Raw genomic sequence first — 12,332 nt, 5'->3', positions numbered from 1 at the left:
GAAAAGCCTCTTTCGGTGTTAGCGTAACAACAAAAGATTGTTATGCTTGAAATATGGTGATGCCGTACCCATAACACAGGGACTAGCTGATAATCCGTCCATAAGGTTACAATCGGTACAGCAGGTTTTTTCAATTTTATCCAGGAGACGGAAATGTCATACAGCGGCGAACGAGATAACTTTGCACCCCATATGGCGCTGGTGCCGATGGTCATTGAACAGACCTCACGTGGTGAGCGCTCTTTTGATATCTATTCTCGTCTACTTAAGGAACGCGTCATTTTTCTGACTGGCCAGGTTGAAGACCACATGGCTAACCTGATTGTGGCGCAGATGCTGTTCCTGGAAGCAGAAAACCCAGAAAAAGATATCTATCTGTACATTAACTCCCCAGGCGGGGTGATCACTGCCGGGATGTCTATCTATGACACCATGCAGTTTATCAAGCCTGATGTCAGCACCATCTGCATGGGCCAGGCGGCCTCGATGGGCGCTTTCTTGCTGACCGCCGGGGCAAAAGGTAAACGTTTCTGCCTGCCGAACTCGCGTGTGATGATTCACCAACCGCTGGGCGGCTACCAGGGCCAGGCGACCGATATCGAAATTCATGCCCGTGAAATTCTGAAAGTTAAAGGGCGTATGAATGAACTTATGGCGCTTCATACGGGTCAATCATTAGAACAGATTGAACGTGACACCGAGCGCGATCGCTTCCTTTCCGCCCCTGAAGCGGTGGAATACGGTCTGGTCGATTCGATTCTGACCCATCGTAATTGATGCCAGAGGCGCAACTGTGCCGCTATACTTATCCAGGGCGGCACAACGCTATAAAGCGGCTTGCGCCTGAGAATGGCATTTGCGTCGTCGTGTGCGGCACAAAGAACAAAGAAGAGGTTTTGACCCATGACAGATAAACGCAAAGATGGCTCAGGCAAATTGCTGTATTGCTCTTTTTGCGGCAAAAGCCAGCATGAAGTGCGCAAGCTGATTGCCGGTCCATCCGTGTATATCTGCGACGAATGTGTTGATTTATGTAACGACATCATTCGCGAAGAGATTAAAGAAGTTGCACCGCATCGTGAACGCAGTGCGCTACCGACGCCGCATGAAATTCGCAACCACCTGGACGATTACGTTATCGGTCAGGAACAGGCGAAAAAAGTGCTGGCGGTCGCGGTATACAACCACTACAAACGTCTGCGCAACGGCGATACCAGCAATGGTGTCGAGTTGGGCAAAAGTAACATTCTGCTGATCGGTCCGACCGGTTCCGGTAAAACGCTGCTGGCCGAAACGCTGGCGCGCCTGCTGGACGTCCCGTTCACCATGGCCGATGCAACCACGCTGACCGAAGCCGGTTATGTGGGCGAAGACGTTGAAAACATCATTCAGAAGCTGTTGCAAAAGTGCGATTACGACGTACAGAAAGCGCAGCGCGGGATTGTCTACATCGATGAAATCGACAAGATTTCTCGTAAGTCAGACAACCCGTCCATTACCCGAGACGTTTCCGGTGAAGGCGTACAGCAGGCACTGTTGAAACTGATCGAAGGTACGGTAGCTGCTGTTCCACCGCAAGGTGGGCGTAAACATCCGCAGCAGGAATTCTTGCAGGTTGATACCTCTAAGATCCTGTTTATCTGTGGCGGTGCGTTTGCCGGTCTGGATAAAGTGATTTCCCATCGTGTAGAAACAGGCTCCGGCATTGGTTTTGGCGCGACGGTAAAAGCGAAATCTGACAAAGCAAGTGAAGGCGAGCTGCTGGCGCAGGTTGAACCGGAAGATCTGATCAAGTTTGGTCTGATTCCTGAGTTCATTGGTCGTCTGCCGGTTGTCGCAACGTTGAATGAACTGAGCGAAGAAGCTCTGATTCAGATCCTCAAAGAGCCGAAAAACGCCCTGACCAAGCAGTATCAGGCGCTGTTTAATCTGGAAGGCGTGGATCTGGAATTCCGTGACGAGGCGCTGGATGCTATCGCTAAGAAAGCGATGGCGCGTAAAACCGGTGCCCGTGGCCTGCGTTCCATCGTAGAAGCCGCACTGCTCGATACCATGTACGATCTGCCGTCCATGGAAGATGTCGAGAAAGTGGTTATCGACGAGTCGGTAATTGATGGTCAAAGCAAACCGTTGCTGATTTATGGCAAGCCGGAAGCGCAACAGGCATCTGGTGAATAATTAACCATTCCCATACAATTAGTTAACCAAAAAGGGGGGATTTTATCTCCCCTTTAATTTTTCCTCTATTCTCGGCGTTGAATGTGGGGGAAACATCCCCATATACTGACGTACATGTTAATAGATGGCGTGAAGCACAGTCGTGTCATCTGATTACCTGGCGGAAATTAAACTAAGAGAGAGCTCTATGAATCCTGAGCGTTCTGAACGCATTGAAATCCCCGTATTGCCGCTGCGCGATGTGGTGGTTTATCCGCACATGGTCATCCCCTTATTTGTCGGGCGGGAAAAATCTATCCGTTGTCTGGAAGCGGCGATGGACCATGATAAAAAAATTATGCTGGTCGCGCAGAAAGAAGCTTCAACGGATGAGCCGGGTGTAAACGATCTTTTCACCGTCGGGACCGTGGCCTCTATATTGCAGATGCTGAAACTGCCTGACGGCACCGTCAAAGTGCTGGTCGAGGGGTTACAGCGCGCGCGTATTTCTGCGCTCTCTGACAATGGCGAACACTTTTCTGCGAAGGCGGAGTATCTGGAGTCGCCGACCATTGATGAGCGGGAACAGGAAGTGCTGGTGCGTACTGCAATCAGCCAGTTCGAAGGCTACATCAAGCTGAACAAAAAAATTCCACCAGAAGTGCTGACGTCGCTGAATAGCATCGACGATCCGGCGCGTCTGGCGGATACCATTGCTGCGCATATGCCGCTGAAACTGGCTGACAAACAGTCCGTGCTTGAGATGTCCGACGTCAACGAACGTCTGGAATATCTGATGGCGATGATGGAATCGGAAATCGATCTGCTGCAGGTTGAGAAACGCATTCGCAACCGCGTTAAAAAGCAGATGGAAAAATCCCAGCGTGAGTACTATCTGAACGAGCAAATGAAAGCTATTCAGAAAGAACTCGGCGAAATGGACGATGCGCCGGACGAAAACGAAGCACTGAAGCGCAAAATCGACGCGGCGAAAATGCCGAAAGAGGCAAAAGAGAAAGCGGAAGCAGAACTGCAGAAGCTGAAAATGATGTCTCCGATGTCGGCAGAAGCGACCGTGGTGCGTGGTTATATCGACTGGATGGTGCAGGTGCCGTGGAATGCGCGTAGCAAGGTCAAAAAAGACCTGCGTCAGGCGCAAGAAATCCTTGATACCGACCATTATGGTCTGGAGCGCGTTAAAGATCGTATCCTTGAGTATCTTGCGGTTCAAAGCCGTGTCAACAAAATCAAGGGGCCGATCCTCTGCCTGGTTGGGCCGCCGGGGGTAGGTAAAACTTCTCTTGGTCAGTCCATCGCCAAAGCTACCGGACGTAAATATGTTCGTATGGCGCTGGGCGGCGTGCGTGACGAAGCGGAAATCCGTGGTCACCGCCGTACTTACATCGGTTCTATGCCGGGTAAATTGATCCAGAAAATGGCGAAAGTGGGCGTGAAAAACCCGCTGTTCCTGCTCGATGAGATCGACAAAATGTCTTCTGACATGCGAGGCGATCCGGCTTCCGCACTGCTTGAAGTGCTGGATCCAGAGCAGAACGTAGCGTTCAGCGACCACTACCTGGAAGTGGATTACGATCTCAGCGACGTGATGTTTGTCGCGACGTCAAACTCCATGAACATTCCGGCACCACTGCTGGATCGTATGGAAGTGATTCGCCTCTCCGGTTATACCGAAGATGAAAAACTGAACATCGCCAAACGTCACCTGCTGCCGAAGCAGATTGAACGTAATGCACTGAAAAAAGGTGAACTGACCGTCGACGATAGCGCCATTATCGGCATTATTCGTTACTACACCCGTGAGGCGGGCGTGCGTGGCCTGGAACGTGAAATCTCCAAACTGTGCCGCAAAGCGGTTAAGCAGTTACTGCTCGATAAGTCATTAAAACATATCGAAATTAACGGCGATAACCTGCATGACTACCTCGGTGTTCAGCGTTTCGACTATGGTCGTGCTGATAACGAAAACCGTGTCGGCCAGGTAACCGGTCTGGCGTGGACAGAAGTGGGTGGCGACTTGCTGACCATTGAAACTGCGTGCGTTCCGGGTAAAGGCAAACTGACCTATACCGGTTCGCTCGGCGAAGTGATGCAAGAGTCCATTCAGGCGGCGTTAACGGTGGTTCGTGCGCGTGCAGAAAAACTGGGGATCAACCCTGATTTTTACGAAAAACGCGACATCCACGTCCACGTACCGGAAGGTGCGACGCCAAAAGATGGTCCGAGTGCCGGTATTGCTATGTGCACCGCGCTGGTTTCTTGCCTGACCGGTAACCCGGTTCGTGCCGATGTGGCAATGACCGGTGAGATCACTCTGCGTGGTCAGGTACTGCCGATCGGTGGTTTGAAAGAAAAACTACTGGCAGCGCATCGCGGCGGGATTAAAACAGTGTTAATTCCGTTCGAAAATAAACGCGATCTGGAAGAGATTCCTGACAACGTAATTGCTGATCTGGACATTCATCCTGTGAAACGCATTGAGGAAGTTCTGACTCTGGCGCTGCAAAATGAACCGTCTGGCATGCAGGTTGTGACTGCAAAATAGTGACCTCGCGCAAAATGCACTAATAAAAACAGGGCTGGCAGGCTAATTCGGACTTGCCAGCCTTTTTTTGTCTCGCTAAGTTAGATGGCGGATTGGGCTTGCCCTTATTAAGGGGTGTTGTAAGGGGATGGCTGGCCTGATATAACTGCTGCGCGTTCGTACCTTGAAGGATTCAAGTGCGATATAAATTATAAAGAGGAAGAGAAGAGTGAATAAATCTCAATTGATCGACAAGATTGCTGCAGGGGCTGATATCTCTAAAGCTGCGGCTGGCCGTGCGTTAGATGCTATTATTGCTTCCGTAACTGAATCTCTGAAAGAAGGGGATGATGTAGCACTGGTAGGTTTTGGTACTTTTGCCGTTAAAGAGCGTGCTGCCCGTACTGGCCGCAACCCGCAGACCGGTAAAGAGATCACCATCGCTGCCGCTAAAGTACCGAGCTTCCGTGCAGGTAAAGCACTGAAAGACGCGGTAAACTAAGCGTTGTCCCCAGTGGGGATGTGACGAAGTTCAAGGGCGCATCTACTGATGTGCCTTTTTTATTTGTATTCGGTGACTTTCTGCGTCTTGTGGGCTGACAATTGCCCCCGTTTCTTGTCACAATAGGCCTTTGCGCGCATCGATACGTTGCGTGAGGTACACAGTCATCTACAGCGGAGTGTTGTTACACCATGATGGACAGCTTACGCACGGCTGCAAACAGTCTCGTGCTCAAGATTATTTTCGGTATCATTATCGTGTCGTTCATATTGACCGGCGTGAGTGGTTACCTGATTGGCGGAGGCAATAACTACGCCGCAAAAGTGAATGACCAGGAAATCAGCCGTGGGCAGTTCGAGAACGCCTTCAACAGCGAGCGTAATCGCATGCAGCAACAGCTGGGCGATCAATACTCTGAGCTTGCAGCGAACGAAGGCTATATGAAAACCCTGCGTCAACAGGTGCTGAATCGTCTGATCGACGAGGCGCTGCTGGATCAGTACGCTCGTGAGCTGAAACTGGGTATCAGTGATGAGCAGGTTAAACAGGCGATTTTCGCGACCCCAGCCTTCCAGGTTGACGGCAAATTTGATAACAGCCGCTATAACGGTATCCTCAACCAGATGGGGATGACCGCCGATCAGTACGCCCAGGCGCTACGTAACCAGCTCACTACCCAACAGCTGATTAACGGCGTTGCCGGTACCGATTTTATGCTGAAAGGTGAAACCGACGAGCTGGCGGCACTGGTAGCTCAACAACGCGTGGTACGTGAAGCGACTATCGATGTTAACGCGCTGGCGGCGAAGCAGCCTGTGACCGAACAGGAAATTGCCAGCTACTACGAACAAAACAAAAACAATTTCATGACGCCGGAACAATTCCGCGTGAGTTACATCAAGCTGGATGCCGCAACGATGCAGCAACCGGTTAGCGATGCGGATATCCAGAGCTACTACGATCAGCATCAGGATCAATTCACCCAGCCGCAGCGTACCCGCTACAGCATCATCCAGACCAAAACTGAAGATGAAGCGAAAGCGGTACTTGATGAGCTGAATAAAGGCGGTGATTTTGCTGCGTTAGCCAAAGAAAAATCTGCCGATATTATCTCTGCCCGTAACGGCGGCGATATGGGTTGGTTAGAAGATGCCACTATCCCGGACGAACTGAAAAATGCTGGTCTGAAAGAAAAAGGCCAACTCTCTGGTGTCATCAAATCTTCGGTCGGTTTCCTGATTGTACGTCTGGACGACATTCAGCCAGCGAAAGTGAAGTCGTTAGACGAAGTGCGTGACGATGTCGCGGCGAAAGTGAAACACGAAAAAGCCCTCGATGCGTACTACGCACTGCAGCAGAAAGTGAGTGATGCAGCAAGCAATGATACCGAGTCTCTGGCCGGTGCAGAGCAAGCTGCGGGCGTAAAAGCCACTCAGACGGGTTGGTTCAGCAAAGATAACCTGCCGGAAGAGTTGAACTTTAAGCCGGTTGCAGACGCTATCTTTAACGGCGGTCTGGTAGGTGAAAACGGCGCACCGGGCATCAACTCTGACATCATCACCGTAGACGGCGACCGCGCATTCGTGCTGCGCATCAGCGAGCACAAACCGGAAGCGGTGAAACCGTTGGCAGATGTTCAGGAACAAGTTAAGGCACTGGTTCAGCACAACAAAGCTGAACAACAGGCGAAAGTGGATGCTGAAAAACTGCTGGTTGATTTGAAAGCTGGCAAAGGTGCAGAAGCTATGCAGGCCGCCGGTCTGAAATTTGGCGAGCCGAAAACCTTAAGCCGTTCCGGTCGTGATCCGATTAGCCAGGCGGCGTTTGCACTGCCACTGCCTGCGAAAGACAAACCGAGCTACGGTATGGCGACCGATATGCAAGGCAATGTCGTTCTGCTGGCGCTGGACGAAGTGAAACAAGGTTCAATGCCGGAAGAGCAGAAAAAAGCGATGGTGCAGGGTATCACCCAGAACAACGCACAAATCGTCTTTGAAGCTCTGATGAGTAACCTGCGTAAAGAGGCGAAAATCAAAATTGGCGATGCGCTGGAACAGCAATAATCCTGAAGCCGCCTCGCAAAAAAATGCTTTGCAGCTGTAACAAGAAAAGGTCGCTTTCGCGGCCTTTTCCATTTCTGAACATTGCCATTTGTTTCCTGTTTTCACTGCCGTTAAGGTGATTCCACTGTTAACAAACAAGGAGAAAACAGTATGAAACACGGAATTAAAGCACTGCTCATTACCCTGTCCCTGGCCTGTGCCGGAATGTCTCATAGCGCGCTGGCGGCAGCTCCTGCGGCGAAACCGACAACGGTAGAAACCAAAGCGGAAGCTCCTGCAGCACAAAGTAAAGCAGCAGTACCGACTAAAGCCAGTGACGAAGAAGGTACCCGGGTCAGCATTAATAATGCCAGCGCGGAAGAGTTAGCCCGCGCGATGAATGGCGTTGGCCTGAAGAAGGCGCAGGCGATTGTCAGTTATCGCGAAGAGTACGGTCCGTTTAAAACGGTGGAGGATCTCAAGCAGGTGCCGGGGATGGGCAATTCGCTGGTGGAACGTAATCTGGCGGTATTAACCCTGTAATTAATTTGCATAGTGGCAAATTTTTGCCAGACTGAAGAGGTCATACCAGTTATGACCTCTGTACTTATAACAGTTCTTATAACAACAACGTAAGGTTATTGCGCTATGCAAACACAAATCAAAGTTCGTGGATATCATCTCGACGTTTACCAGCACGTAAACAACGCCCGCTACCTTGAGTTTCTCGAAGAAGCCCGCTGGGATGGGTTGGAAAATAGCGACAGTTTTCAGTGGATGACGGCCCATAACATCGCCTTCGTCGTGGTCAATATCAATATTAACTATCGTCGCCCGGCGGTATTAAGCGACCTGTTAACCATTACCAGTCAGTTGCAGCAATTAAACGGTAAAAGCGGCATCTTAAGCCAGGTCATTACACTGGAGCCGGAAGGGCAGGTGGTGGCGGATGCGCTTATTACGTTTGTTTGTATTGATCTTAAAACGCAGAAAGCATTAGCTCTGGAAGGGGAATTGCGCGAAAAGCTGGAGCAGATGGTTAAGTAAACGTTTTGTGGTGCCGGATGCTCAAGCCGCATCCGGCGACACCCGGAATAATTACTTCAACCCGGTTTTCTGCTTCATCGCTGCCATCACCGTCGGTTTATCGGCCAGATAATGATGCAAACCGTTGGAGCGTAAATTACACGCCGCACAATGACCGCAACCGTCGCCTTTAATGCCGTTATAACAGGTCAACGTTTCGTTACGGACTAAATCTAGTTTGCCGTAATAATCAGCCAGCGCCCAGGTTTCCGCTTTATCAATCCACATCAGCGGCGTTTCAAAACGAATATCTTTCGCCATGCCTAAACTGACGGCATGGTTTAGTGCTTTCACAAACTCATCGCGGCAATCCGGGTAACCGGAGAAATCCGTTTCGCAGACGCCGGTAATTACGGCTTCTGCTTTTACCTGATACGCATATATTGCCGCCAGTGTCAGGAACAAAATATTACGCCCAGGGACAAACGTATTCGGGATGCCATCAGCTTCAGGTTCATAATCTGGCACTGGAATGCTGTCACGCGTCAGGCTGCTGACCGCCAGCTCGTTGAGCAGCGTTACATCAAGAACCTTATGCGCGCGTGCCCCCAGTTTCAGCGCCAGTTCGCGTGCCACGTCGATTTCTGCGCGATGTCGCTGACCGTAATCGAACGTCACGCAATGGACTTCATCATATTGTTGTAATGCCTGCACCAGACAGGTGGTGGAATCCTGGCCTCCACTGAACACAACGACAGCACGTTTCATAGATAATCCTGCTTGAACAATAAAAGCGTTATGGTAACGCCTGCGATTAACCCGGACCAGCTATTCATTGCGACGGTGCGGGAAGCCAGGCTTCGGTAAATTCAAACCAGCCGCGCGGAGTCAGTCGCACACCATTCACGCCGGGTGGAGCGCTAATGCGATAGTGATAGTTGAACAGCGGCGTCAGCGTCGCGTCTGCCATTAACTGGCTAAAGACCGTTTTCAGGGCATTAAATCGGTTTTCCTCATCAGGCATTACTTGCACTGCGTCCAGTGTCGATTGCAGATGTGCAAATGCTGGAGCGTCGAAAACATGTGGCCACAGCGGATCGCAACGCAGCCATTGCTCCAGGGTATATTCCGGTGCTTCGCCAATTAACCTGTCGCCCATCATGAGGTCTGCTTGTGTCAGCAGGGTCGTGTCGTCCCAGTTTTTTGCGTTATGAAAAATAATTGTAAGTTCACAGCCTTCCGCGGCCAGTGTCGCCTGTAGGCGTTCTGCCATGGTATGAAGTTCTATCGGTAGGTGATAAACCAGCGTCAAGGTTTTCGGTAGTTTGACTTCATCCGGTACTTGCCATTGTGGAATAGTCCAGCCAGGCAGTAATGCATGACTGGCGGTGATCAGGTTTTCTCCGACTTCTAACGTTTGTAATAAACCGGATTGATGAATAATGGAGATCACTTTTCGCGCCTGCCAGAGGGACAGTCGGGGACTTTTGCGCAACGTTAAATAGCAAAAACCTAAACTGATGCCACTACTGACCTGGCTGACCCGTGGCAGCTCCTCAGGTTTGCCGATAGTGATTTGCACGGGATGCCGACAACTGGTTCCCAAATCTTTTTCGAAAAGCGGCGGAGTTATCCAGTACTCAACCGCTTTAAGCAGCGGATGACGTAAATGGTAATAATCATGACTCTCCAGGCGCACCAGTTCCGCTGTGAATTGTGTTAAGCGAAAAGGACCAGTGCCGATCAGGGGGAATTGCGGATGCGCCAGATGGCTGCAATAGCTCGCCAGCCGGTGCGCAAGCCAGTAATCAGGGCGATGTAAAAAGAAGGTCAGACACTGCGGATGGGTGACTTCAATACGCTTCACGCTAATAAATAATTGATGCAGTGCCGGCAGCTGTAACAGCATCAATAACCGCTGGTGTAAGTGTGCGGCTTTTACTGCATCGCCGTTATGCCAGTGTAGGGTTGAGCGAAGATAAAAGTCCCAGCGTAACCCGTCAGCAGAGGTTTCCCAGTGATGCGCTAAATCGCCAATCGGGCGCTGGGTATGATTATCGAAGCGGGTCAGGCCGGAAAATATCTGTCCGGCGAGATGCTGCTCGGCACGACCGGGCAAAAAGCCCGGTTGTAGCGGTTCGAGCGGGCGATAGTAGGGAATACGCAACGTGGGCGTATCGTTTTGCCATTGTCCGCCCATAAACGGCTGTAACAGAGTGCGCAGCTCACCCGGGGCCAGTTGCGCCAGCTCCAGCACATCTTGCTGCTTACCGGTTTCCAGTGCTTGTTCCATCATCGCATTGCGTAGCGATTCCGGCGTGACCAGAAAACGCAGTTTTCCACGCTTTCCGCGTCCTGACTGCGCCTGCCACTCCAGCCATCCCGACTCTTGTGCCTGACGTAACAGCGTGCGTAGATGGCGTTCGCTGCAAAAACAGCGTTCAGCCAGTTCGCCAATAGTGACAGATTGCGGCTTTCCGGCGGAAGGTTGCCATAGTCGTTGATACTGGTTAAGACGGTTGAGCAGTCGCATATAAACCCGGAACAATATTATTTAACTATTCACTATTACTTCCGTATATATCAGGTGATACTCAATCACTATTAACCGTGTCACAGAGTGGAGAAAGAAATGGCTCGTCTGGCAGCATTTGATATGGACGGCACTTTATTGATGCCTGACCATCATTTAGGTGAGAAAACACTCTCTACTTTGGCACGACTGCGTGAACGCGACATTACCCTCACTTTCGCCACAGGTCGTCATGCGCTGGAGATGCAGCATATTCTCGGGGCGCTATCGCTGGATGCGTATTTGATTACCGGCAACGGAACGCGCGTGCATTCTCTGGAAGGTGAACTTTTACATCGTGATGATTTACCTGCGGATGTCGCGGAGCTGGTGCTGTATCAGCAATGGGATACCCGAGCCAGCATGCATATCTTCAATGACGACGGTTGGTTTACCGGAAAAGAGATCCCTGCATTGTTGCAGGCATTTGTCTATAGCGGTTTTCGTTATCAGATAATCGATGTTAAAAAAATGCCACTCGATCGCGTCACCAAGATCTGCTTCTGTGGCGATCACGACGATCTTACACGCTTGCAGATCCAACTACACGAAGCATTAGGCGAGCGTGCACATTTGTGTTTTTCCGCGACGGATTGCCTCGAAGTGCTCCCGGTGGGCTGCAATAAAGGCGCTGCATTGACGGTGCTGACCCAACATTTAGGTTTATCGTTGCGCGATTGCATGGCCTTTGGTGATGCGATGAACGATCGCGAAATGTTAGGCAGCGTCGGTAGCGGCTTTATTATGGGCAATGCGATGCCGCAACTGCGCGCGGAGCTCCCTCATTTACCGGTGATTGGACATTGCCGAAATCAGGCGGTCTCTCACTATTTGACGCACTGGCTGGACTATCCACATCTACCTTATTCCCCCGAATAACGAGATCCCTTCCAGCACCGGGCAATTGCCCGGTTTTTTTTGCGTTGAATTTGTCATTTTGTGCCGTGATGTTTAAACCGCACAGAATAAATTGTCGCGATTTCACCTTTAAAATAGAATTAAAAGAGAAAGAAATTCTCTGTGGAAGGGTTATGTTAGATAAAATTGACCGTAAGCTGCTGGCCTTACTACAGCAGGATTGCACCCTCTCTTTGCAGGCATTGGCTGAAGCCGTTAATCTGACAACCACGCCTTGCTGGAAGCGACTGAAACGGTTGGAGGATGACGGTATCCTTATCGGCAAAGTCGCCCTGTTGGACCCGGAAAAAATTGGCCTCGGTCTGACCGCCTTTGTGCTGATAAAAACGCAACATCACAGCAGCGAATGGTATTGCCGCTTTGTGACGGTGGTTACTGAAATGCCAGAAGTGCTGGGGTTCTGGCGCATGGCCGGGGAATACGATTATCTGATGCGCGTCCAGGTTGCCGATATGAAACGCTACGACGAGTTTTATAAGCGTCTGGTAAACAGCGTGCCGGGGCTGTCGGACGTCACTTCCAGCTTCGCGATGGAACAGATTAAATACACCACTTCTTTACCCATCGAATAAA

The 12,332-nt window shown here is 50.7% G+C and carries 11 protein-coding genes; 9 read left to right on the top strand and 2 right to left on the bottom strand.

Annotated features, from left to right (window positions below):
- Positions 1 to 153: 153 nt before the first annotated feature.
- The 7 genes from clpP (at position 154) to fadM (ending at position 8,290) form a co-directional block, all read left to right on the top strand.
- Positions 154 to 777 carry an ATP-dependent Clp endopeptidase proteolytic subunit ClpP gene (gene clpP / locus AABJ99_RS17560; RefSeq protein ID WP_000122253.1) on the top strand — a complete coding sequence of 208 codons (624 nt, stop codon included), beginning with the start codon at positions 154 to 156 and terminating at the stop codon, positions 775 to 777.
- A gap of 126 nt (positions 778 to 903) precedes the next feature.
- On the top strand, positions 904 to 2,178 hold the full coding sequence (gene clpX / locus AABJ99_RS17555) for an ATP-dependent protease ATP-binding subunit ClpX (protein WP_000130305.1): 1,275 nt from the start codon (positions 904 to 906) through the stop codon (positions 2,176 to 2,178).
- Between the two features lie 187 nt (positions 2,179 to 2,365).
- The gene (gene lon / locus AABJ99_RS17550) at positions 2,366 to 4,720 is read left to right on the top strand and encodes an endopeptidase La (RefSeq protein WP_001295325.1); all 2,355 of its coding nucleotides are present in this window, start codon (positions 2,366 to 2,368) and stop codon (positions 4,718 to 4,720) included.
- Positions 4,721 to 4,928: 208 nt separating this feature from the next.
- Positions 4,929 to 5,201: a nucleoid-associated protein HU-beta gene (gene hupB / locus AABJ99_RS17545; RefSeq protein ID WP_001043542.1), complete on the top strand. Its 273-nt coding sequence runs from the start codon at positions 4,929 to 4,931 to the stop codon at positions 5,199 to 5,201.
- A gap of 191 nt (positions 5,202 to 5,392) precedes the next feature.
- On the top strand, positions 5,393 to 7,264 hold the full coding sequence (ppiD, locus tag AABJ99_RS17540; RefSeq protein ID WP_000969383.1) for a peptidylprolyl isomerase: 1,872 nt from the start codon (positions 5,393 to 5,395) through the stop codon (positions 7,262 to 7,264).
- A 150-nt stretch (positions 7,265 to 7,414) separates the two neighbouring features.
- Entirely contained in the window at positions 7,415 to 7,786 is a 372-nt protein-coding gene (ybaV, locus tag AABJ99_RS17535) for a helix-hairpin-helix domain-containing protein (protein ID WP_000680297.1), read from the top strand.
- A 105-nt stretch (positions 7,787 to 7,891) separates the two neighbouring features.
- Positions 7,892 to 8,290, top strand: a complete 399-nt coding sequence (fadM, locus tag AABJ99_RS17530) for a long-chain acyl-CoA thioesterase FadM (protein WP_001194534.1) — start codon at positions 7,892 to 7,894, stop codon at positions 8,288 to 8,290.
- Positions 8,291 to 8,341: 51 nt separating this feature from the next.
- Here fadM and queC read toward each other — a convergent pair whose 3' ends face one another.
- Positions 8,342 to 9,037: a 7-cyano-7-deazaguanine synthase QueC gene (queC, locus tag AABJ99_RS17525; RefSeq protein ID WP_000817234.1), complete on the bottom strand. Its 696-nt coding sequence runs from the start codon at positions 9,035 to 9,037 to the stop codon at positions 8,342 to 8,344.
- A 64-nt stretch (positions 9,038 to 9,101) separates the two neighbouring features.
- A complete protein-coding gene (ybaE, locus tag AABJ99_RS17520) occupies positions 9,102 to 10,802 on the bottom strand; it encodes an SgrR family transcriptional regulator (protein ID WP_039020788.1) in 1,701 nt (566 codons plus the stop codon).
- 99 nt (positions 10,803 to 10,901) lie between these two features.
- Between ybaE and cof the strand changes: the two genes are divergently transcribed.
- The gene (gene cof / locus AABJ99_RS17515; RefSeq protein WP_001353404.1) at positions 10,902 to 11,720 is read left to right on the top strand and encodes an HMP-PP phosphatase; all 819 of its coding nucleotides are present in this window, start codon (positions 10,902 to 10,904) and stop codon (positions 11,718 to 11,720) included.
- 152 nt (positions 11,721 to 11,872) lie between these two features.
- Entirely contained in the window at positions 11,873 to 12,331 is a 459-nt protein-coding gene (decR, locus tag AABJ99_RS17510; protein ID WP_000884589.1) for a DNA-binding transcriptional regulator DecR, read from the top strand.
- Position 12,332 lies beyond the last annotated feature (1 nt).

Origin of the sequence: Escherichia coli (genome assembly GCF_036503815.1) — a bacterium.
Lineage (GTDB): Bacteria > Pseudomonadota > Gammaproteobacteria > Enterobacterales > Enterobacteriaceae > Escherichia > Escherichia coli_F.
The sequence above is the reverse complement of the archived record's forward strand: the minus strand, read 5'-3'. Positions and strand labels throughout refer to the sequence as shown.

Coding starts and splice junctions, on each gene's coding strand:
- decR (WP_000884589.1), top strand. CDS start 11,873: ATGTTAGATAAAATTGACCGTAAGCTGCTGGCCTTACTACAGCAGGAT.
- clpX (WP_000130305.1), top strand. CDS start 904: ATGACAGATAAACGCAAAGATGGCTCAGGCAAATTGCTGTATTGCTCT.
- ybaE (WP_039020788.1), bottom strand. CDS start 10,802: ATGCGACTGCTCAACCGTCTTAACCAGTATCAACGACTATGGCAACCT.
- ybaV (WP_000680297.1), top strand. CDS start 7,415: ATGAAACACGGAATTAAAGCACTGCTCATTACCCTGTCCCTGGCCTGT.
- lon (WP_001295325.1), top strand. CDS start 2,366: ATGAATCCTGAGCGTTCTGAACGCATTGAAATCCCCGTATTGCCGCTG.
- queC (WP_000817234.1), bottom strand. CDS start 9,037: ATGAAACGTGCTGTCGTTGTGTTCAGTGGAGGCCAGGATTCCACCACC.
- clpP (WP_000122253.1), top strand. CDS start 154: ATGTCATACAGCGGCGAACGAGATAACTTTGCACCCCATATGGCGCTG.
- cof (WP_001353404.1), top strand. CDS start 10,902: ATGGCTCGTCTGGCAGCATTTGATATGGACGGCACTTTATTGATGCCT.
- ppiD (WP_000969383.1), top strand. CDS start 5,393: ATGATGGACAGCTTACGCACGGCTGCAAACAGTCTCGTGCTCAAGATT.
- fadM (WP_001194534.1), top strand. CDS start 7,892: ATGCAAACACAAATCAAAGTTCGTGGATATCATCTCGACGTTTACCAG.